The organism is Acidobacteriota bacterium (assembly GCA_038040445.1).
Classification (GTDB): Bacteria; Acidobacteriota; Blastocatellia; order UBA7656; family UBA7656; genus Onstottus_A; species Onstottus_A frigus.
Genome location: JBBPIG010000039.1, coordinates 19,296 through 39,992, shown reverse-complemented (window position 1 = coordinate 39,992; position 20,697 = coordinate 19,296). Strand labels below are relative to the sequence as shown.

General features: G+C 58.5%; 19 protein-coding genes. 5 read left to right on the top strand and 14 right to left on the bottom strand.

From position 1 onward, the window contains the following. From AABO57_26720 to sat, 7 genes are all read right to left on the bottom strand, one after another. Positions 1–3,421, bottom strand: a 3,421-nt coding sequence (locus tag AABO57_26720) for a hypothetical protein (protein MEK6289322.1), incomplete at its 3' end; no start/stop codon positions are given. A 259-nt stretch (positions 3,422–3,680) separates the two neighbouring features. Further along, positions 3,681–4,676: a GNAT family N-acetyltransferase gene (locus AABO57_26715; protein ID MEK6289321.1), complete on the bottom strand. Its 996-nt coding sequence runs from the start codon at positions 4,674–4,676 to the stop codon at positions 3,681–3,683. Positions 4,677–4,792: 116 nt separating this feature from the next. Continuing rightward, entirely contained in the window at positions 4,793–6,550 is a 1,758-nt protein-coding gene (locus AABO57_26710; GenBank protein MEK6289320.1) for a SpoIIE family protein phosphatase, read from the bottom strand. A 130-nt stretch (positions 6,551–6,680) separates the two neighbouring features. Beyond that, positions 6,681–7,433 (bottom strand): RDD family protein, encoded by a 753-nt coding sequence (locus tag AABO57_26705; protein MEK6289319.1) that lies wholly within the window; start codon positions 7,431–7,433, stop codon positions 6,681–6,683. Positions 7,434–7,476: 43 nt separating this feature from the next. After that, entirely contained in the window at positions 7,477–8,967 is a 1,491-nt protein-coding gene (locus tag AABO57_26700) for a protein kinase (GenBank protein ID MEK6289318.1), read from the bottom strand. Between the two features lie 242 nt (positions 8,968–9,209). Next, positions 9,210–10,004, bottom strand: a complete 795-nt coding sequence (locus tag AABO57_26695) for an FHA domain-containing protein (GenBank protein MEK6289317.1) — start codon at positions 10,002–10,004, stop codon at positions 9,210–9,212. A gap of 190 nt (positions 10,005–10,194) precedes the next feature. Further along, a complete protein-coding gene (gene sat / locus AABO57_26690; protein ID MEK6289316.1) occupies positions 10,195–11,346 on the bottom strand; it encodes a sulfate adenylyltransferase in 1,152 nt (383 codons plus the stop codon). 336 nt (positions 11,347–11,682) lie between these two features. On the opposite strand from sat, the gene AABO57_26685 reads away from it, so the two are divergent. The 3 genes from AABO57_26685 to AABO57_26675 all read left to right on the top strand — a co-directional run bounded on the left by AABO57_26685 (position 11,683) and on the right by AABO57_26675 (position 13,370). Further along, the gene (locus AABO57_26685) at positions 11,683–11,955 is read left to right on the top strand and encodes a BrnT family toxin (protein ID MEK6289315.1); all 273 of its coding nucleotides are present in this window, start codon (positions 11,683–11,685) and stop codon (positions 11,953–11,955) included. Then, positions 11,942–12,181: a hypothetical protein gene (locus tag AABO57_26680; protein ID MEK6289314.1), complete on the top strand. Its 240-nt coding sequence runs from the start codon at positions 11,942–11,944 to the stop codon at positions 12,179–12,181. The genes AABO57_26685 and AABO57_26680 overlap by 14 nt, the downstream gene beginning before the upstream one ends. A gap of 70 nt (positions 12,182–12,251) precedes the next feature. Further along, positions 12,252–13,370: a tetratricopeptide repeat protein gene (locus AABO57_26675; protein ID MEK6289313.1), complete on the top strand. Its 1,119-nt coding sequence runs from the start codon at positions 12,252–12,254 to the stop codon at positions 13,368–13,370. Positions 13,371–13,373: 3 nt separating this feature from the next. Here AABO57_26675 and AABO57_26670 read toward each other — a convergent pair whose 3' ends face one another. The 3 genes from AABO57_26670 to AABO57_26660 form a co-directional block, all read right to left on the bottom strand. Beyond that, positions 13,374–13,715 carry an STAS domain-containing protein gene (locus AABO57_26670; GenBank protein ID MEK6289312.1) on the bottom strand — a complete coding sequence of 114 codons (342 nt, stop codon included), beginning with the start codon at positions 13,713–13,715 and terminating at the stop codon, positions 13,374–13,376. Between the two features lie 155 nt (positions 13,716–13,870). Then, positions 13,871–15,967, bottom strand: a complete 2,097-nt coding sequence (locus tag AABO57_26665) for a hydantoinase/oxoprolinase family protein (GenBank protein ID MEK6289311.1) — start codon at positions 15,965–15,967, stop codon at positions 13,871–13,873. After that, positions 15,964–16,395, bottom strand: coding sequence for a peptidylprolyl isomerase (locus AABO57_26660; protein MEK6289310.1), 432 nt, complete (start codon positions 16,393–16,395; stop codon positions 15,964–15,966). The genes AABO57_26665 and AABO57_26660 overlap by 4 nt, the downstream gene beginning before the upstream one ends. Before the next feature lie 295 nt (positions 16,396–16,690). On the opposite strand from AABO57_26660, the gene AABO57_26655 reads away from it, so the two are divergent. After that, complete coding sequence (locus AABO57_26655; protein MEK6289309.1) at positions 16,691–17,794, top strand: VWA domain-containing protein; 1,104 nt, start codon at positions 16,691–16,693, stop codon at positions 17,792–17,794. Between the two features lie 73 nt (positions 17,795–17,867). After that, on the top strand, positions 17,868–18,830 hold the full coding sequence (locus AABO57_26650; GenBank protein MEK6289308.1) for an ornithine cyclodeaminase family protein: 963 nt from the start codon (positions 17,868–17,870) through the stop codon (positions 18,828–18,830). Positions 18,831–18,925: 95 nt separating this feature from the next. Here the strand turns inward: AABO57_26650 and AABO57_26645 are convergent, their stop codons facing one another. The 4 genes from AABO57_26645 to AABO57_26630 all read right to left on the bottom strand — a co-directional run bounded on the left by AABO57_26645 (position 18,926) and on the right by AABO57_26630 (position 20,625). Next, positions 18,926–19,492 carry a nucleotidyl transferase AbiEii/AbiGii toxin family protein gene (locus AABO57_26645; GenBank protein ID MEK6289307.1) on the bottom strand — a complete coding sequence of 189 codons (567 nt, stop codon included), beginning with the start codon at positions 19,490–19,492 and terminating at the stop codon, positions 18,926–18,928. Beyond that, positions 19,485–19,745 (bottom strand): hypothetical protein, encoded by a 261-nt coding sequence (locus AABO57_26640; GenBank protein MEK6289306.1) that lies wholly within the window; start codon positions 19,743–19,745, stop codon positions 19,485–19,487. The genes AABO57_26645 and AABO57_26640 overlap by 8 nt, the downstream gene beginning before the upstream one ends. Positions 19,746–19,904: 159 nt before the next feature. Then, entirely contained in the window at positions 19,905–20,339 is a 435-nt protein-coding gene (locus tag AABO57_26635) for an aspartyl protease family protein (GenBank protein ID MEK6289305.1), read from the bottom strand. Next, positions 20,323–20,625: a hypothetical protein gene (locus AABO57_26630; protein MEK6289304.1), complete on the bottom strand. Its 303-nt coding sequence runs from the start codon at positions 20,623–20,625 to the stop codon at positions 20,323–20,325. The genes AABO57_26635 and AABO57_26630 overlap by 17 nt, the downstream gene beginning before the upstream one ends. Between the last annotated feature and the right edge of the window lie 72 nt (positions 20,626–20,697).

Here is a 20,697-nt window from a genome sequence, read left to right as displayed (position 1 = left end):
TATCTGTCGCCGCAACCCCCGGAGCGCCCGCCGTGTTGTAGCTGATCGAAGTCTGGCGGTGCAGCGCGTCGTAGCCGTACGTCGTCACCACGCCCCGCGCGTCTTGCTTCGTCGCCACCGCGCCATACTCGGTGTACGAGTATTTACACGACCACATCGTTCCCGTTCCGTCGTTGATCGTAGCCGCCTGTTCGGGGATCTTCTCGAACAACAGCCTGCCCATCGCGTCGTACTTGTAGCTGCGAAGCTGCCCGCCTTGATTCACCCCGCTCAGCTTGTCCAGAAGATTATAGGTGTATGTAGTTTCTTGAGTCAGCGCGCCAGCCGGATCTTGCTCGGTGACTTTGATCAACCGCCCCAGCCCGTCCGTCTCCCGTTTGATCTTGCGATTCACCTGATCGGTTGCGGTCACCGTGCTCCCGCTGTAATCGCTTCGCACGATGTCGCCTCCGGGCAGCATCGTTATCACCGCCCGGTTGGCCAGGTCGTATTGAATCGTGGTAACCGGCCCCGGCGTGCCTCCCGATTGAAACGGATTCGTCCGGCTGATCACCCGACCCATCGCGTCATAGGTCGTGTTCACCCGCGCGCTGTTGGGCGCCACGGTAAAGATCACCCGGCCCCACCCGTCGTATTGCGTGGTGTTGGTGATTGTCTTCTGCGTGCCCAGATCGTCATAGGTCACACTCGAGCTCGACGACAGATTGCCATAGTCGAAGCCCGCACTAGCGCTCGCGCCTGTCGGAAGCATTGCGTATGAAGGCTGGAGCGCCGCGTTGTAGCCGATCTCGGTAGTCAAACCGGCTGCGTTCGTGTGCGAGGCGGCCAGGCTGGTGTTGAAGTCGTAATCGGTCGAAGTGGTCGTGTGCGCGCCGTTAGGATCACCGCTCATTTCTTCCTCGGCTTGAGACCACAAGGTCTCCTCAGCGATGGTCAGGTCTTTCTCCTGGCAACAAGACACCTGAGCCTTGACGACGTTCCCGAAGATGTCGATCTTCGCCAGATGTTGAACGGTCGTACCCGCCTGAAGATCGGTCCACTCGGTCACCCCCGTGACGTTGCCCCTCGTTGTATAGCTCGTATTCCACCCGATGAAATGACCCGGCGGATCGGCGCCTCCTCCGTAGTCCTCCATTCCTCCCATCGCCGCGTAGTTGTCGTAAGCGTAACTGGTCTTGGCTATCAAAACGTCGTCGGCGTCACTGGAGTTTTGCAGCGCGTCGAATATCTCAACCAGCGTAACAACCTCGCGAGGCTGATAAGCAATTCCATAGGTCAAGTGCGACCGCCTTCGCACTTGCCAGGCGCCGCTGATCTGGTTGCCGTACTCGCGCTTGTTGGTCACGTTGCCGTACTGATCGTAGTCGAAGTCGATCTTCACCGGCGCGCCCGTGTCGTCGTAGCTGGTCACCGACTGAACCTGCCTTGAGCCGCCCCCATCGTTGACATAAGCGAGCACGCTCTTGCCCAGCGAACTCGTGCCCAGCTTGATCTCCGATTGAACGACCCTCCCGTTGGCGGGCGATGATGCGTTCGTCGAGCGAGTGAGCGCCAATGTAGTCGAGTCGGGACGTGCGATGGTGAAGGTCATCGTCTGAGCGGTCGTGTCAGTAGAGGTCGAATAGGAATAAACCGCGCTGGGACTGTTCACCGCGGTCTCGGTTCGTTGCGTGAAGGCCGGCGCGTCCGACAGCGGCCCGGATGCCGGATAGTTAAACGACACTGCGGCGCTCTCGACTCCGTCAGTGATTGACGGAGGACTGCCGGGTGGCCAAGTGCTCGATGTCATCTGTCTTCGCGCAGACACACTGGTGATCATTCCGTAGACCGAGTAAGCCGGCTTATAACCCGTGCTCGTCGCGGGGAAGTGGATGTGCTTGAGCGCGACGATGCTGCCCCCGGTGGCGCGCTCGACGGTCAACCCGCTGAAGGCGCCGTTGGTGGTGACGATCTGGTAGTCGAACTGAACCAGCGTTCGAGTCACCGGATTCTGACTCGTCCCGCCAAACTCGGGTGCTGTGATCGAGATCAGCTTGCCGGTTGAGTCGTATACGAATTGAATCTTCCGCCCGAGAGTATCGGTGACGTAATCGATCGCGACAGGGGAATATATTTCCGCCTCCAGGTCTTTGTACGCGACCTGAACATAGTTGCCGTTGCTGTCATAGATCGTCGCCGGCAGCAAGCGATTATTGATCTTGGTAAACTCAACGGTCGTGCCGTCAGGATAACGCAAGCCGCCGCCGTCGCGCCCGTTGCCCGAGTAAACGATATGCGTGCCGTCAGAAGTCTCAATTGGCCCGCCTAACGCGTACCCGATACCGTCGTATGTTCCAGCCCCAAGATAGTGACGCGTGCCGTCCGGGTCTACGAGCAGGAATTTGCAGGTAACGCCCATGTCGTAGACCACGATTCTTCCAAAGCCGAGCGAGTATCCCGGCGCGGGCCAGCCCGAGATCGCATCGTATGCGACTCGACTGTCGCGCCGCGACCAGACCCGGTTGTTGTGAGACAGAGTGAGGCTGGCGCCGATCCCGCGGCCACCCAGCTCGATGATCGGGGCTGCCCACTTGAAGTTGCTGCCTTCGGGAAGCACCGTTCCCATCGCAGTCGATTCGATTGCCCGGTCCCGCGGTGAGCCGACAAGGTTGCGCGGTTCGCTCCACAGTTCGGAATAGGCCAGATCGGTTGTTGAAGACTGGGCGTAGGCGGTGGGCATCAGCTTATCGAGCAGTGAGCTAAGCAGCGATCCGGCTGACGCAACGCCAGACGCAACACCAGACTGGGGGCCGCCCAACGCGCCGACTATGTTTCCGCTCGCGTCCAGACGCTTCTGATCGTTGCGCCAGTCATCATCGGACTGAACCGGCCGATGATTAGGCCTGATCAGCACGGCTGCTGTCGCTGAAGCAGACCCGGTTCTGCAAATTACACGAGCGAGCCCCGGCTGAAGAAACTTTGCTCGTCCAGCGTCGTCTATCTCCAACTTCTCGGGATTGGAAGACTCCCAGGTGAACTTAACGCCCTCGACGCTGCGCTCAAGGAAGTCCGTCGGCAAAGCAGTAAACGTCACGCCCTCATTTTCGTATCCGACAAATTTGACGGGGCTTATCCGAATGCGCGCGACTGCCGAGGCGCGATCCGCCATCGTCTCGCGGCGCGGCTTGATACGGGATTGAGAAAAGAGTCGTCTGAGAAAGAAGGCCTCGTAGCTGTGGACACCCCCTAGCAGGTTGAGTGCCTGTGAGGCCAGGCTTAGAACGTTCAGGCCAGCGAGACCCGGCCCGGGCCACAGAAGGAGGTTAAACGCGATCACAAAGCAAACGACTCTTCTTTGGAGGACCCGGCGAAAGAACAGTGCAGTCAAAGTCTTGAAGGAGCCGGCAAAGCGATGCGGGGAGACAACCTTAGAAGCACGCATGCAGAACCTCCTTGGTGCGAGAGACACGGCCTTGTCTAAACACCTTGAAGCGATCGGCTGGTTGTCGGTTGGCACCGAAAGCTCACCGACAGCCAGCTTAACGGATAACGAAGAACGACGATTAACTTGAGCAAATACCCGGCGCCAATTTGTTCGCCACTAAGCATGACGCGAATCGCAAGGCGATCAATTCAGTTTTCTCGAAATATTCTTGGGTCGGGAATGAGACAGATGAGTGGCGTTGGACCAGGGACAGCCTTCACTTCTTCTCGCGATAAAACACCGGGAAACTGTGGATCGTGCGAAAGCCGCACGTTTCATACAAGTGAAACGCTTTTGTGTTTGCCCCCGTTACGGCCAGCGTGATCGACTTGAAGCCCATTCGGCGGAATTCTGATAGCGAGCTTGCGATCATCAGGCGGCCGATGCCTCGACCCTGGTGAGCCGGGAGAACCGAGATCTGTCCGATGTGACCGACGCCTCTCGATACTCGCGACGCAATCAGAACACCTGCCATCGCATCCGAACGGCGAAACGCCACCCGCGACGCCTGCGGCAAAAAATCGCCGCACCATATGTGGTCGGTGAGTATGGTCAGAAGCTCGCCGCACCCTTCCTCGGTTCGATACTGGCCGTTGATACGGCTGTCGTGCGTCCCACGGTATGAGCGATTTATTACCCGTTTGGCGTCTCCAAAGTCGATCTGTTGCCACTGCCTGAGTGAAATGCCGGTTGAGTCTGCCCTGGGACCACTGTTCTTATCAGGTCCCAGCTCGAGCAACATGTAATTGCGTTCCAGCCGCTCGAAGCCGCGAGTCTGGAACAAAGCATCCGCTTCATAGTTGCCAATGCCGACACACTGACTTTCGATCCGGCGCAATCGAGGGAGCCGATCGAGCCTGTCCAAGACGGCAGCCGCCAGTTCCCGGTCGACACCGATGCCGCGCCAGGGCCTGGACACATAGATGTCGCCGATAGAGCAACGCGAACCTTCGATCACGTAGTAGGCAAAACCAATGGTGGCGTTGCCGCTCATTGCAACGAAGCCAAGCAGTTGACGCTGGCGCGTAACGTCCCGAATCAACATGCTCGCGCCCTTGTAGTCCCACTTCAGCAGATCGAGCCACTCGGCGCACTCTTCGTCGAAGAGCTTCTCCAGGGCAGCGAGGTCGGCGTTCGCAAGGGGAACTATGTTTATCTCCGGGTTGATAAGCGCTGCCGTCGCCATAGTCGGAACCGATTTTCCATTTTCCATTTTGCATTTGTCATAGACAAATAGACAAATGTTAAATGGAAAATGGAAAATGGAAAATCCCCCGATTCCAATTGAGTTGAGGGGTTATGAGGGAAGACCAAACCTCGGGGCGTCGCTCACGTCCGCATCGTCCGCTCGCTATCCTCGAAGCCGGTATCGTTGCGCTTGATGATCATCAGCGTCATGTCGTCAACCGGCGCAGTCGTTCCCACGAATCGCGACAACGCTTCGTCTATCCGGTCGCGGATGCCCGACGCCGAGCGGCCGAGATTGTTCTTCACCACTTCGATCAGTCTCTCCTCGTCGAACTCTTCATCGCGCTCATTGATCGATTCGGTGATTCCGTCGCTGTAGATTACAAGCACGTCTCCAGGCTGGAACACGATAGAAGCTTCCTCATATGCGACCCCTTGCATCATCCCTATCGGAAGCCCTCCGGTGTCGAGCCGCTCGACATCGCCCGACGTCCGCACGAGCATCGGCGCGTTGTGACCGCCGTTCGAGTAGGTGAGCGTTCCATTCTGAGGATCAAGCCCGCCGTAGAACAGAGTGAGGAACTTGTTGGACGGCGAGTTTTCGAATATGTATTGATTGATCTCGCCCATCACTTCGCTAATCGTCGCTCGCGTTTGTGATTGCGCTCGAACGGCTGCGTGCAGCGACGACATCAACAGCGCCGCGCCGGTTCCCTTGCCGGACACGTCGCCAACCGCCACGATCAGGTGACTGTCGCGTTTGCGGTGAATGAAGTCGTAATAGTCGCCCCCGATCTCGCGGCAGGGGAACGACACGCCGGTCATGTCCCAGCCGTCAATCTTGGGCGGCGCGAAAGGCTGAAGCCGCATCTGGATCTCAGACGCTACTTTGAGCTCTTCTTCCATTCGCCGCTTTTCCAAGCGTTCGTCCAGCAATCGGTCGTTTTCGATTTTGATGGAAGCGACCGATGCGATGGTCGTCAGGACCTTCAGGTCTTCTTCCTTGAAGCGATTGTTGAACGGGTTGTCCACATAGACCATGCCGAAAATCTCTTCACCCGAGGCAAGCGGCACAGCCATCACCGATCTTATCTGGCTGAGCACGACTGAATGCTGAGCTTGAAACCGCGGATCGTGCATGGCGTCGGAGGTCAGCACCGAAGCTCCCTCGCTAAGGACCTTGTTGGTTATCGATCTGCTGAGCTGCACTTGTGACGCCGTCGGCAGCGCGGCTTCACTGGCGCCGCGCGCGATCTTGCAGGTCAGCTCGCCGTCTTCTTTTAAGAACAGAAATCCACGCTCGGCGGGTATCGCCTGAAAGACCAGGTCGATGGTCATCTTCAGCGTGTCTTCCAGAGAGGTGCGAGGGAGAAGTGCTATTCCCACCTGAGAAACTATGCTGAGCAGATCACGGCTCGGCAGCTCGGGCTTGAGAGCAGTGCGAGCGGCCGAACTGGAGCGCGCTTCACCGGAGATCGCTCCCGATCTTATGGAAGAGATCAAGTCGCTTGTCGAGCGCGAGGGGATGGGCGAAGTTATGGTGTCGGCCGGAAGCGACTCTGCCGCCGGACCTGCCAGATAGACGGTTGCGCCAGAAAGCATGCCTTGCTCGCTGGAGGCATATTCGATCTCGGTTTCGCCTATGCGAACCACGTCGCCGGGCTGGAGCCGCAGTGGCGCGGTGACGCGCTGCCCGTTTACGAACGTACCGTTGGCGCTGCCGTTATCGACCAGTGACACCTGATCGTTCTCGCGTCTGATCTCGGCGTGCAGCCGCGAGGCGAACGGGTCGCTTATGCAGATGTCGTTGCGGGAGGAACGCCCGATGGTGAGCTTCATCCTGTCGAGCTTCACGATGGAAGGCTCGTAGTCTTTTGATCGAATGACGAATGTTGACATAGTTAAAACCAACCGTGATTCGTGATTCGTGATTCGTGACCGGACCGACAGTCGAAGTGCGCTTTAATCAGACTCATCCGGTCACGCATCACGCATCACGCATCACGCATCACGTTTCACGCATCACTCCTCATTTCGCTATTACCACAATAGTGCGCGCAAGCTTATCGTGCCAGCCTTGTTGCTGCGGGTCCCACAACATCCACAGGAAGCCAAGGAAGAACGAAGCCATCGAGAGCGGATAACCTATCAGGTGCCGCACTGTTGCCTGCTTAAATGTAAAGGGCTTGCCATCAACTCGTACGATGTAGATCCCGAGGATGCGCATGCCGGCAGTCTGGCCTCCTCTGCCGGCAAGCACTACGAAGTTGAGTACCAACAACAGCAGGGTCAGACCTGCTACGATCAACAGGTCAGCATTCGAGCCAACCACTGACCGCCGGCTTGCGGCAGTCACCGCGAACGTGAAGCCCATGATCGCAATCAGCGTGATCAAGAAATCAAACATCCAGGCAGCGTAGCGCAGTCCGAATCCCGCTTGTTCAAACGCGCCTATTTGCGCGTAGGTTGGAGGCGCGTAACGCCGCCCGACGGCGCGCGCGGCGCCGTTGGACCGCGAAGTTACGACCGTCCTACGTGGCAGCGCCTCGATGCGCGGAGTGGACGCACGGTTGACCAGCGGTGGGCGCTCAAGGTTGCGCTGAAGCCCCGCGGAATCGGCCGCGGCGGAACTGCTGGTCGTTCGCGCACGGGATTGTTCAACCGCGACATCGACCCCAACCGCCGCCTGCCGCTGACGTTCGGGCTTCGCCCTGCCGCACTGCGGGCAGAACTTCGATCGCGCGTTGAGTTGATTGCCGCAGTATGGGCAGAACTTCGTCATGGAATTGGATAACAGGGTCTGAACAACTCCCGGCGCCGCCCGCTTAGGCCAACATGAACTTCAAGGTGGTACCGCCCAGCTTCAGCTCATCGCCGGCCGACAGCACGCGCGGAGCCTTGGCGTTTAGCCGCACCGAGCTGCCGGTGACCGAGTTGACTATCGTTCCGTTCACGGAGCCAAGATCTTCAATCACGAACTGCTCGCCCTGCCGGTATATTCTCGCGTGTTTGCGCGACACTTTCGTTTCCGGGTCGTACATGGTCAAGTCGACCTCGGGAAAAATCTCGGTGTGAGGGTCGGTGCGACCTATCAGCACGCTCTCTTTGTCAATCACAAACGGCTTCACCATGTCGTTAGTGCCCACTATCACAAGCTGGGCGGTGATCCGCCCCGGCGCTCCTGCCCCCACGTAGCCGCCGCCTGCAACGGCTGGACTTCCGGGAGTCGGCTGACGAGAGCCACAGTGAGCGCAGAAAACATCATCGGAGCCAATCTTTTCGCCGCAGTGCCCGCAGAACACCCACTCCATCACGGGCGCAACCTGCGAAGGCGATTGACCGGTTGGCCCGGGCACCGATCCCCCACGCGAGGGTGACGCCGGCGGACCGGATCGAGACGGGCGAGGCGAAACCGTGTGGGGCCGCGCGGTCTCCGGCCTTGGATGCGTTGCGAGGTGCGCGCTGTGAGCTTCAAGCGCGCGCATGAACTCCAGCGCAGAAGCATGCCGGTCTTCGGGCTTGTGCGTGACCGACTTCATCAAGATGCTTTCCATCTCCGGCGTGATGTTCGGATTTATCTGGCGCGGCCGCGGGTTCTTGCTGAAATCGAAGATCAGCAGCGGATTGTCCTGCGGGTCCGACCCGGTCAGCATGTGGAAAACGGTCGCGCCCAGCGAATAGATGTCAGACCGTGCTTCGACCTTGCCGGCGAACAGCTCGGGCGGCGCGTAGCCCATCGTTCCGATCGCGGTCACACCTTTTTCCGTGGGCCGCACGATGCGAGCGATTCCGAAATCGACAAGCATGACTCGACCGGTCTTGTCGTCCAGCATCAGATTAGCGGGCTTGAGATCACGATAGATAATTGGCGGCTTCTGGGTGTGTATGTAGTGAAGCACGTCGCAGATCTGAACCGCCCACTTGCAGACGATGGCTTCATCGGCCATGCCGCCGCGCATACGCAGTTGCTCGGCGAGGTCGCCGCCGCCTATCCATCGCATAACCAGGTAGTATCTGCCGGCCTCGATGAAGTAGTCGAATACCGTAGGAATCGAGGGGTGATCGAGCTGAGCGAGTACTTCCGCTTCGCGCTTGAAGTCTTCGACTGCCTTAGCGCGCTGGCTCTGATCGGCGAACATCTCGATCATCTCTTTGACGGCGCACAATCGGTCGGCCAGCCGCTTGTCGCGCGCCTGGTACACCGAACCCATCCCGCCGCCGCCGACGCGGGTGACGATCGAATACCTGTCGAGCAGCAGCGTTCCCGGTTCGAGCTGCTGGCTCGGCATCTGTTTGGACTTCTTCGAATCAGGCATACGATCCTCGCCCGTTACGCTGCGCGCTTCCAGGACGACTGGCCGAGGTGGCAGCGGCATCGGGTCATGCGTGGCTCCGCACTTTGCACAGAGTGGCTCTCCCGGCTGCAAATGACTGCCGCATTCAGAACAGAACATAAACTAGTTTCTGGTTTCTAGTTCCTGGTTCGAGGGAACTTGAAACTGTGAACCGCCACTGGAAATCAGAACCAGAAACCAAGAACTAGAAACCAGGAACCGTCTTATTTGAGAATCTGAAACTTCAAAAACGTCTTGCCGACTATTACTTCATCGCCATTCTGGAGCATATGGCGTTTGCCGGGAAGCAGCCTTCGCCCTCGATTCACAAAAGTGCCGTTGGTCGAACCCAGGTCCTCGATGAAGTATTGGCCGTTGTGATTGACGATGCGCGCATGTCTGCGCGAGATCTTTGCCTCGCTATCGTCTTCATCCAGGTCTACGTCTGGGAAGATGCCGCTGTCTGCGTCCCAGCGGCCGATATTGGTCTCAATGCCGGCTATTGGAAACTCTTTGCCGATTCTGCCGCCGCGCTCGATTATGAGCCTGGCCATTGCCCGCGACGCGTCCCGCTCCTGAATCGCCGCGATTTCCGCCTCAAGCTGACCGGTATGCGGCGGCGAGGAGAGAGCGAAGGTCTGCGGCGAGGGCGCCGGTACGGAATGGTCGGCTCGCTGCTCATTCGATTTGAATGCTGGCCCAGAGCGTTCATTCGTTTGACCCCGCCGCGCATTTGGGTTGCTGACCCGCGAATCGACTGCGGGTCTGCGCTCGCGTGCCGGGGTGGCGGGCTTCGGGACGCTAGTCGAAGTCGTGAACGAAGGCGGCGCCGGCAATGGGCCATCCATGGTATTCGAGCCGATAGGCTCGCCTTCGACGGCGCTGGGCGGCTGATAGATCGGCGCAGCGTCGCGCTTGCGCGAGCGCGGCAGCGCGGCCAGGTCAAGCTTCATCCCGCACTCATCGCAGTACTCGCTACCGTCTATGTTGTTGGTCCCGCAGTTGTCGCACCTGGTCATGAGGTTGGGTCTCCGGCGGCCCTTTTTCCCAGAGGGCTTTTAGCTGCAGTCGGATTATACCTAGACTTCTCGGGCGTATCAATAAAAGGGTCAGTAGTCATTAGTCAGTAGTCCGTAGTCCGTAGTCCGTAGTCAGTAGTCAGTAGTGATCACGGTCTTCGGGGCTACTGACTACGGACTACGGACCATTTCATTTCATCGCCGCGATCAATATGGCTGCCACCTCCGGACGTGAGAACTCCCGCGGAGGCATCTCGCCGCGCGACAGCATCTCCCGCACTTTGGTTCCCGACAGCGTTACGTGCTCCGCCGAATCGTGTGGGCAAGTCTTGTTCGAAGCCATCGCTTCGCAACGCCGGCAGTAGAACGAATGATCGAAGAACATCGGCGTCACCGCCAGCGCCTCGGCATCGAATTCGTTGAAGATATAGTGTGCGTCGTAAGTTCCGTAGAAGGTGCCCACTCCCGCGTGATCGCGCCCGACAATGAAGTGTGTACAACCATAATTCTTGCGGATGATCGCGTGAAAGACTGCCTCGCGCGGTCCGGCGTAGCGCATCGCCGCCGGATTCACCGCAAGCAGCGTTCGCGTCCGCGGGAAGTAATGCTCGAGCATCGTTTCGTAGCACTGCATTCGCACTTCGGCGGAGATGTCATCTGATTTGGTCTCGCCCACGAGCGGGTGCAGCAACAACCCGTCCACCGTTTCCAACGCGCACTTCACTATGTATTCGTGAGCGCGGTGGATCGGGTTGCGAGTCTGAAACGCGACCACTCGCCGCCAACCCTTCTTCTTGAAGGCATCACGCGTGCCCGCAGGGTCCAGCCTATAGTCTGGAAACGCAGCGTTCTTCGGCCGGTTCAGCAAGCTGATCGGTCCGCCCAGCAACCACTCGCCTTGCTCATAGAGCGCGCTGACGCCCGGGTGCGCCGCGTCCGTCGTCAGATAAACACGTTCGGCTTCTCGTTGTTTGTCGTAATGGAACTTCTGTCGCAGGTGCAAGACTCCCAACAGGTGATCGCCGGGCGAGTACAGCGCTATGTCGGAGCCCTCGGCCAGGCTGCGCGCGCGCTCTTCTGAAGCCGAGAGCGTCACCGGAATGGTCCACGGCAGCCCGCCTGCAAGGTGCATGTTGCCACGCACTGCGATGTAGTCGTCTTCGCACATGAAGCCTTCGAGCGGGCTGAATGCGCCGTTTGCGATCATCTCGAGATCGGAGATTTCGCGCGGCCGCAGGTTGATTCGCGGCATTGACGGCACACGTTCGAGCATTGTCTCTCGCTCGACGCCGGCCAGCTCGCGATTAACCAGACGGCCGCCGTGCGCAGGTATCGTTTCCATTGAGTTCAGTCCCCATTATTAGATCGGGCAGACGGGGCAAGACTGGAACATACGCGCCGGGAACGGCGACTGTCAAACAGAGGGTTAGCGAATCTAGAGACGACCAACGCAGCCGGACATCACCCTTATCTTAAAGTCAGGTTCGCTTCTTTTCCAGATTTGCGACATTAGAAGGCGCTGCTTCTAACTATTCTGCTCAGACTCTGGATAAGTGACCAACGAAAACTAAGTGACAGAACTGTTCAAGATATTCTAGGGGGATTCCACACTAAGATTACACAAACTACGACGGGTGTCGAGGCCGCGAGCGGTATGGGAGATGTTATACTATGGCCGATGGAATTCGAGTGGGATCCTGTGAAGGCGGCGGCCAATTCATCACAGCACGGAGTCTCATTCGACGAGGCGATGACCGTCTTTGAAGACGCGCTATACGTTGACTTCTATGATCCGGATCATTCCCAGCTGGAGCATCGCTATATTATTGTCGGGGAGTCTGACAAAGGTAGGCTACTGATGGTGTCGTACACGGAAGCAGACGATACCATTCGCATCATAAGCTCGAGGGAGGTAACGTCCGAGGAGCGAAAAGAGTATGAAGAAAACTGACAACGAAATGATTGATGAGCTTCGGCCAGAATATGATCTGAAAAGCTTGCGTGTAAGAAAGCTCGGTTCCGGCCGTAAGAGTTTCGGGGGGTCAGTGGTCCGGTTGGAACCTGACGTTGCAGAAGTCTTCCCGGATGCGGACTCAGTGAACGAAGCACTACGGTTTCTCATAAGGGTTGCTAAGGCGAACAGACCACCTCACCGTGACGCCGCCAGTGATGTCTAGCGGTTGGGAGCTGTGCCCTGCGTTTGAATCCCTTCGACACCTCAAAGCAGCCGTGCAATAATTTAGCCTGATGCGACTCGCAGTAAATCGCTCTCAAGCGGCAATCTTACTCATTCTTGTGACGGCATTGACCGCCGTGGCTTCGGACTGGGATCGCGGCGTTGCCCTCTACACCAAGGGCGAATACCAGGCGGCGCTCGCCGAGTTTCAAGACATCGTGATCGAGCGCCCTGATGCAGCAGGCGCCTGGCACTACATCGGCCTGTGCGAATTCAGGCTCAAGCGATACGAACGGGTCGAGCTGCCGCTCTCGCACGCGATCGACCTCCTCGAGATTCAAACGCCCTCCAGCACCGACATCGCCGGCGCGTGGTACACGATAGGCATCTCGCATTATCTGCAGGCTCATTACGACAAAGCGATTGATCCGCTGAAACGCTACGTCGAGATTACCTCAAAGGCCAAACACGACATCGACGCCAGCGCCCGGACCGCGCTTGCCCGCGCGTATTTCTTTCTAGAGCGTTACGACGAAGCCCTCCCGTTGCTTGCAGCCGCGGCCAATGAAAAATTGGGGACTGCCAGCGCCGAGCGGGCGAAAGAGATCGCCGCAAACTCCTATTACCTCGGCGCGGTTTACTTTAAGCGCGAAGATGACGACCGCGCGATAGCTGCGCTTCGCGAGGCAATGAGGGGCAATAGCGAAGACATAGCCGCGATGGAGTTGCTGGCGGAGAGCTTGATGCGCAAAGCGCGCAAGGCAAGCTCGGACGCTCGATGGCTCGAAGCCGCCGAGGTTGGCGAGAAGCTGAAAGCGGTTCGAGATGACCTCAAGACTGCGAACACTCTAGGGCGGGCTTATCTGGGCGCGCGGCAGTTCGATAGCGCAGTGCCCCCGCTCGAGAAGCTTGCCAGGGCAAACCCCGATAACGGGCAGGCATGGCTCTACTACGGGATTGCGTTGTCGCGCAGCGGGAAGATGAGGAAGGCGATGGAGGCGCTGGAGATTACAATTCAGTTGATGCCCGATTCAATCCCCGCGCTCTCCGAGCTGGGTTATGTGTACGAGACCGATAAGCAGTATCAACAGGCGCTGCGGATCTACGAGAAAGCCTATGCGGCGTCCGGCGACCCTTCGATCAAGTCGTCCGTCGACCGGGTCCGCGCGCTCGCGTCTCAGCAACCGTGAGCGCTAAGAGCCGTACGAGGCTAACGCATCAGGTTCATTCTCAAAAGTCTCGAACACCGTTATCAGCTTGGTTATCGCAAGCAGGTCCTGGATGCGTTTGGTCAAATTCACGAGCTTCAAACTTCCGCCTTCGCGCTTCGCGGTAGTGTAGGCGCTGATGAGCGATCCCAGTCCCGCCGAATCGATATAGTTCACTTCCGCGAGGTTCAACAATATCTTGCGTTGCCCGTCGCCCAGCAGGTCCTTGATACGTTCTTTCACCTGCAAGTCACCTTCGCCCAGCACGATTTTGCCCGACAGATCGAGTATGCTGACTCCTCCAACAACTCGCTCCTTAATGTCCATAGCCGCCTCCTAAGCGTGTCTTAAGGCTGGTGAAATTATCACAGCGCCCCCACTGCGGTAAAGTAGCACAGACTTTAGTCTGTATCCCCGAAGCTAAAAATTCGTCTTCCACTTTGTAGTAGATTCATTCAACGGTGAAATACACAGACTAAAGTCTACGCTACTTCTATGATCAAATTCACCCACGGATCAACCTGGACGCTGAAGCGCGGCGGGATCAACGTAGTCGAACTGTACTCGGTGATGATGGCTGGACCCGCGAATCGATCGCCGGCGCTCAGGTTCTCGCGATCATAAACAGGCACCGGCGTCGCGCGCTCGGTCAAATAAACGCGCTTGGACTGCGGAGGCTGCGGGCGGCGCGACTTGCTGGAGGGCTGGCGTTTTATGCGCGGCTTCTGGGTAATACCCGACGCGCGCAGATGAAGCGATACGATCTCGATCGGCCGCGAGCGGTCAGCGTAACCGTACCGCTCGCGGTGGGCGGCGTGAAAGGCGGCTTCGAAGCGGCTGCTCCACGCGACGTCGATTTCGAAAGACTGCCCGATGTATCGAATTGCGACCGATCGCGCCAGCTTCATCCGGGTCTTATCGAAGCCCTCGTCCTTCAAATCGCGGACGGCTTCTCGCTCGAGTGCCGCAAAGCCGCGCTCGAGCTTTCGCTTGTCGAGCCCGGAGGTCTTGCTCATCACCGTCCGCGAGTAGTCCTTCACCACATCGCCAAGCAACACGCCCAGAGCGGAGAGAGTGCCGGGCGAGCGCGGCACCACCACGCGGGGGACCCGCAGCGCCGCCGCAAGCTCGCACACGTGCAGTCCGCCGGCGCCGCCGAAGCTTACCAGCGTAAACAGTCGCGGGTCCTGGCCTCGTCCAACCGACACGACTCGCAGGGCTGCTTCCATGTTGGCGTTCGCGACGCGCACTACACCAAGAGCGGCCTGCTCGGCGGTGACCGTCTTTCCAGCGAAGCGCGACATTTCCGCTCCCAGTCTCGAGAGAACCGTTCTCGCGCGCTGGGTATCGATTGGCATCTCGCCTCCGAGCAAGCTTGCTCCGCCAAAGCGCCCAAGCACCAGATTGGCGTCGGTAACGGTGACTTCGTCGCCGCGCCCGTAGCAAGCCGGACCAGGATCAGCGCCCGCCGACCCGGGTCCAACCCGCAACGCCCCCGCCGCGTCGACTCGCGCGATCGAGCCTCCTCCCGCGCCGACCGTGTGGATATCGATGACCGGCACAGCTACCGGCAAACCGGCTACCAGAGCCTCATTCGTGGTGTGCGCTTCTCCGCGGCACAAAGCAACGTCGGTCGAGGTGCCTCCCATGTCGAAAGTGATGATGTCCCGGATTTCCGCGGCGGCACAGACTCGCAACGCGCCGACAACGCCCCCGGCAGGACCCGAAAGAATGGCCCGAACCGGTTCGGAAGCGGCGGTCGCAGCAGAAACCGATCCGCCATTGGATTGCATGACGCGGAGTCCGTAGTCCGTGGTCCGTAGTCCGTGGCTCTTGGTTTTAGACTTCGCTACGGACGACGGACTACGGACTACGGACTTCAGCCCTTCCGTCAGCGCGCTCAGATAACGTGACATCAGCGGAACCAGATAGGCGTTGATGACTACCGTTGATGTTCGCTCGTATTCACGGTACTCGGGCAGTATCTTGTGAGAGAGCGAAACGGGAATACCGAGCGGTTCGAGCGCCCGCGCAATGAGCTGTTCGTGCGCCGGGTTCGCGAACGAGAAGAGCAAGCAGACGGCTACCGACTCGACTCTCGGTTTGTGATTGGAGATCAGCTTGACTACTTTTGCGACGGACTGTTCGTCGAGAAGTGTGATGACTTCGCCAGCCGGACCGGTTCGCTCGCTCACGCCCAGCCGCAGCTCACGCGGCACGAGCGGCGCCGGTCGTGTGACCATCAAGTTGTAGAGGTCTGGGCGAGCCTGACGGCCTATCTCGATTACGTCCTCGAAACCTTCGGTTGTGATGAGCGCTGTGCGAGCGCCTTTGCGTTCCAGCAGCGCGTTGGTGGCCACCGTTGTGCCGTGGACGATCTCGAACGGCCCGGCTTCGGCGTTCGCGAGAATCCGCGCGATGCCCGAAAGTATTGCTTCGGCGGGATTGTGCGGAGTCGAAGGCTCTTTGAAGGCGGTGAGGCGCCCGGCGTGCGCCGCGACAAAGTCGGTGAAGGTACCGCCGGTGTCAATTCCAATCCTGATGGGTTCAGGCGAACTCTTCTGCTTGCGGGGGCTCATTCATTATCGATGCTGACAAGAAGCACGTCGAAGTGCAACGACTCGCCGGCCAGCAGGTGATTGGCGTCGAGGGTTACGTCGTCGCCTTCGACGTCGATGATGTGGACGGTCATTGACTCTCCGGTCGGCATTTCCATTTCGAACGCGAGACCGATGGCTGGCGTATCCGGAGTGAACCCGCTTCGAGGCACGACGGTGACCAGTTCCTCATAGTACTCGCCATAAGCTTGATCGGGCGGGATGTTGAGCTGCCGACTCTCGCCGGCCGCCATACCGCGGACGCCGTCGTCGAAGCCCTGAATCACCTGGCCGTCGCCGACTTTGAAGCTGAGGGGCTCGCGGGCTTCTGAAGAATCGAACACCGTGCCGTCATCGAGCCACCCCTTATAGTGAAGCGTGATGGTGTCGCCTTCTTTTACTATTGGCATCGTAGTCTCGGTTGTTTGGGATCCGGGGATCAGCCTCGCGGTACGAACAGTTGTTTTTTCGAAACAAGACGATAGCATAGGGAAAAGGCAAAAGGAAAAAGGCAAAGGGGAAGAGTGAAACGTGCTCCTCGTTGAAAGTGGATCGTCTCGACTGCGAAGCGAAAGCGGCGGCGTAGGTGTTGCCCGAGCGAAATGTAGCAGGGTGCCGCCGCAGTCCAAATGACTTCAATGTGCTTTTTCCTTTTGACATTTTCTGGGATAGGATTGATTCATCAGGCAAATTCTTGAGGTTGAAATGTCGAGAGCTCGCGGGCCAGCGTACTGGCTTCTCATTCTTATCCTCGCTTTCCAATTCACCACCCGCGCGCAGGACCGGCAATCGCGCGATCAGGACGAGCCGATAAGGCTCAAGACTGACCTCGTAACGGTGACCGCTTCGGTTACCGGAGCGAACAGCCACGCCTACAAAGCCCTTAAGGCCGGCGATTTCACCATCTACGAAGACGGAGTGAAACAGAAGATCGCCCATTTCGCAGCCACTGAAGATCCGTTTACGTTGCTGCTGTTGCTGGATATCTCGGGCTCGACGCGCGACGACATCGCGTTGATAAAACGCGCCGCCAGGAACTTCCTGGGCGAACTCCGCTTTGATGACCGCGTGGGCGTGATTGTCTTCAGTCGCGAGGTCGAGATGATTGCCGAGTTCACCGACCCTCGCGCGGAAGTCTCCAGCGCGATCGAGGGCATCGTCACCACCGAAGGCGAAGACGGCTATCGATTCACCAACAAAACCGGCACCTCGTTTTACGATTCCTTGTATCTGGCTGTTGAAGAGAGCCCGTTCAAGCAAGTCGAGGGACGGAAGGCGATCGTTTGCATGTCTGACGGAGTCGATTCGACCAGTAAGATGAAATTCAAAGACATTGCGCCGCTGGCCGAGAAGTCCGACGCATCTGTTTACTTCCTGGAGTTGAGCACCGAGGGCGCGACGCTTCAAGGGTTGCTCAAGCCGAAGAGCGATAGCGGCTATGTTAACTTTTCTCAAAGTCAGATCGATCGTTACTACGAAGCGCACGACCGTGAATCGCTGCAGCGGTTTCGCCCGCGTGAAACCTTGACGCCGCAGACGCTTCGCGAGATCAATGCCGGGCTGTACACGCTTTCGCGGCGCGAGCTGCGCGATCTTGGCGAGCGCACGGGGGGACGGGTTTATCCGGTGCGATCGCTTACGGATTTGACCGGCGTCTACAAGCAGGTGGCTGATGATCTGCGCTCGCAGTATTCGATCGGCTACTACCCGGCTAACAAGGCGCGCGATGGCGGCTGGCGATCGATAAGAGTCGAGACTCGCGCGCGCGATGCGACTGTGCGCGCGCGGTCGGGGTATTGGGCGAAGTGAGGGGAGCGACGGACGACGGACGACGGACGACCGATGACCGGTCGGCGGTCATCGGTCTCCGGTCGCACTGAATATGGCACTACTACTAAGAGAACAACACGTAACTGAACTGCTCGACATCGAGACGGCGATCGCCGCCGTTGAAGAAGTCTTGCGCGATCAAGCCGAGGGGCAAGCGACCAACAGACCGCGCTACCGAGTGGCAACGCCAACGTCGCAACTGCACGTGCTTGCGGCCGGCGATCGAAGGCTGGGGGTCTACGGCTTGAAGGTCTACACTGCTTCGAAAAAGGGCGCGCGGTTCCTGGTCTTGCTCTACGAATCCGAGACCGGCGATATGTTAGCGATGATCGAAGCCGATCGCTTGGGACAAATGCGAACGGGCGCGGCGTCGGCTGTAGCTACGAAGTACATGTCGCGCGAGTCCGCCGATGTGCTTGGGGTGTACGGCACGGGTTGGCAAGCCGAGAGCCAGATGATGGCCGTGTGCGCAGTTCGGCACATCAAGGCGATCAAGGTGTACGGCCGCGACGCCCAGCGCCGCTTAGCGTTTGCTCGAAGAATGACCACGCTGCTCCGGACCGAGGTGCTTGCCGTAGCTTCCCCGGAAGAAGCCGCGAGAGGGTGTTCGATCATCGTGACCGCAACGACGTCGCGCGAGCCTGTATTCAAAGGCGAATGGATCGAGCCGGGCACTCACATCAACGCGGCGGGCTCGAACTTCTTATCGAAGGCCGAGATCGATGTCGAGACGATTCGCCGAGCTTCGGTTATTGCCGTCGATTCAATCGAGCAATCGAAGATCGAAGCGGGCGACTTGATGCCTGCGATCGAGCGCGGAGTTATCAGTTGGGAATCGGTGACCGAGCTCGGGCGCATAGTTGCCGGCCGCGATCAGGGACGCAGAGGCGAGGACGATATCACGGTGTTCAAATCAAACGGCATTGCGCTCGAGGATATTTCGACGGCATTGCGGGTTTACAACCTTGCTCGCGAACGGAGTGTTGGTGAAGAGATCGACTTGTGGCGGCGCTGAGATGGTTGGTTAAGACAGATCGCTTCAGGATTTGGTCGCGGGCGTCGCCGTTGTGCGCGGAGGAATAAAACGTCGCAAGGATTGGAAGGCTTCAGCTACTGCTCGAGCTCGGCGCGGCGGCTCTCAAGCTGATCGAGGATTTCCGGAGCGCCCTTCAACTCAGCCAGTGGACGCAACTGGTCGCGAATATATCGCCAGTCGAGTTTGCCGGTCTGCCGTACAATGATCCGCTCGATATCCACCCAATCCTGCCCGCGGCTCGCGAAAGCTTTCAACACAACCAGGTCTTCGGCTGAGCACGTGCGCAGCGCAATGTCGGAGGGATAGTCAAAGAAAGAGGAACGCTGCACTACCAATTCTTCGAACGGCAACGCCCCAAGTGCTACGTCCAGACCGACACCTTTGCTCGAGCGGAGAAGCAGCACGCGCCGCTCTCGGGCGAACTGGGCGGCGTCTGGAATTCTCCCTTCAAAGTGCTGAAGCAGAATTTGAATGAACGGCTCCTCGCCGCCAAAGCCGGTCAGAAGGGTCAGGTCGGCATCGACGGTTTCGCGCGGTTCACCCCAACGCTGGAGCGCAAGTCCGCCGATAAAACAAAACTGCCAGCCCTGCGATTGGCAGACTGCTTGTAGCTCAGCCGCCGCCCGGATGACCTCAATCACGGCCGGCCGCCTTCATGAACCATCGCTGCTGTTCGACGAGACCGGAAGTCGGTTTAGGCGCGCGGGGTGGCCGCGTATAATCCGCGGGACCGCAAAGCAGGGCGATTGCTCGGTAGCTGTCGAGCTCCCGAAGCTCCTTCCGGTGAATTCGCTCGAGTTCCTCGCCCGCGAGCCGCCATGTCTCGACCCACCGTTTACCTAATGCGATCTGCTCCGGCGTCCAATTGGCTAGAGAAGATGGCTCATCGTTCATGCGACAAGAATAATCGAATACAGAGCGATATGAAAGTACAGAGCCGGACGGACGGACTAGACATCGCCACTGCGCTTCGCGTCTTCAAGATCAGCCCGCGAACGGGGTGTTGGTGAAGAGATCGGCTTGTGGCGTGCTTGAGTTAGTTAAGAGGGCTCTTCAAATCTGCTCGATGGTGTAACGGTGGCGCTGGCCGACAAGACTGACCACATCACCGGGTCGATCGACTATCACTGCGAATATATCCATAACGTCTCGGCCCAGGACACTGATGTCCAGTGTGTCTATTCCAGTAACGGCCGCATAGCGGCCTCGGAAAACGACTTGTCCGCCGGTTTCACGAGTGAACTGTATCTGAGTTTCTACGACTACCGAGTCAGCCGCTCCGCCAAGTCCGCTTATACCTTCTTGAACCGTAAGGGGCGTCAGGCCCAGCTTCGCCAGCAGAGCGCCACTAAACACCGTGCGATCCGCGCCGCTGTCAACAAGAAAGGGAACTTGGATCCAGCGCCCATTATACGCAAGAGCCTCACCCCGAATCACCGGGCGCACGATGTCGTCGGAGCAAAAAAACCATTCACCAGCGATTACCATAGACTCGAGCCATTTTCTTGTGAGGAATGTAATGGACGAAGCTTCCGTCGTCCTCCGGGTGTGCGGCTGCGGCTCGAGCAATCACATCTTGTGGTGTATCACCGACGAACAGTTCTTCACCTGCTACAGAGATACACTTCCCGCGGTAGCGCTCGTAGACCTCCTGAGCGTGCTCTCGGAGCCACAGCCAATTTCGGTCGAATCGCTCGCGTCGCGCGTGAGCCTCGGCGACGCGTTGGGGATCAGTCACTTCTTCCATGACTATTGTGCTTTGCTGGTCTGTCATCTTGCGCACCTCGTGGAGCGGCTTCGCAGTCACCGCCATTCTAGCTTTCGCTTGCGATGGTAGCAATCATTT

What these genes read in the sequence shown, in the direction of transcription:
- AABO57_26715 (MEK6289321.1), bottom strand. Translation starts at nt 4,676, where the DNA reads ATGGAAAATGGAAAATCGGTTCCGACTATGGCGACGGCAGCGCTTATC.
- AABO57_26710 (MEK6289320.1), bottom strand. Translation starts at nt 6,550, where the DNA reads ATGTCAACATTCGTCATTCGATCAAAAGACTACGAGCCTTCCATCGTG.
- AABO57_26705 (MEK6289319.1), bottom strand. Translation starts at nt 7,433, where the DNA reads ATGACGAAGTTCTGCCCATACTGCGGCAATCAACTCAACGCGCGATCG.
- AABO57_26700 (MEK6289318.1), bottom strand. Translation starts at nt 8,967, where the DNA reads ATGCCTGATTCGAAGAAGTCCAAACAGATGCCGAGCCAGCAGCTCGAA.
- AABO57_26695 (MEK6289317.1), bottom strand. Translation starts at nt 10,004, where the DNA reads ATGACCAGGTGCGACAACTGCGGGACCAACAACATAGACGGTAGCGAG.
- sat (MEK6289316.1), bottom strand. Translation starts at nt 11,346, where the DNA reads ATGGAAACGATACCTGCGCACGGCGGCCGTCTGGTTAATCGCGAGCTG.
- AABO57_26685 (MEK6289315.1), top strand. Translation starts at nt 11,683, where the DNA reads ATGGAATTCGAGTGGGATCCTGTGAAGGCGGCGGCCAATTCATCACAG.
- AABO57_26680 (MEK6289314.1), top strand. Translation starts at nt 11,942, where the DNA reads ATGAAGAAAACTGACAACGAAATGATTGATGAGCTTCGGCCAGAATAT.
- AABO57_26675 (MEK6289313.1), top strand. Translation starts at nt 12,252, where the DNA reads ATGCGACTCGCAGTAAATCGCTCTCAAGCGGCAATCTTACTCATTCTT.
- AABO57_26670 (MEK6289312.1), bottom strand. Translation starts at nt 13,715, where the DNA reads ATGGACATTAAGGAGCGAGTTGTTGGAGGAGTCAGCATACTCGATCTG.
- AABO57_26665 (MEK6289311.1), bottom strand. Translation starts at nt 15,967, where the DNA reads ATGAGCCCCCGCAAGCAGAAGAGTTCGCCTGAACCCATCAGGATTGGA.
- AABO57_26660 (MEK6289310.1), bottom strand. Translation starts at nt 16,395, where the DNA reads ATGCCAATAGTAAAAGAAGGCGACACCATCACGCTTCACTATAAGGGG.
- AABO57_26655 (MEK6289309.1), top strand. Translation starts at nt 16,691, where the DNA reads ATGTCGAGAGCTCGCGGGCCAGCGTACTGGCTTCTCATTCTTATCCTC.
- AABO57_26650 (MEK6289308.1), top strand. Translation starts at nt 17,868, where the DNA reads ATGGCACTACTACTAAGAGAACAACACGTAACTGAACTGCTCGACATC.
- AABO57_26640 (MEK6289306.1), bottom strand. Translation starts at nt 19,745, where the DNA reads ATGAACGATGAGCCATCTTCTCTAGCCAATTGGACGCCGGAGCAGATC.
- AABO57_26635 (MEK6289305.1), bottom strand. Translation starts at nt 20,339, where the DNA reads ATGGTAATCGCTGGTGAATGGTTTTTTTGCTCCGACGACATCGTGCGC.
- AABO57_26630 (MEK6289304.1), bottom strand. Translation starts at nt 20,625, where the DNA reads ATGACAGACCAGCAAAGCACAATAGTCATGGAAGAAGTGACTGATCCC.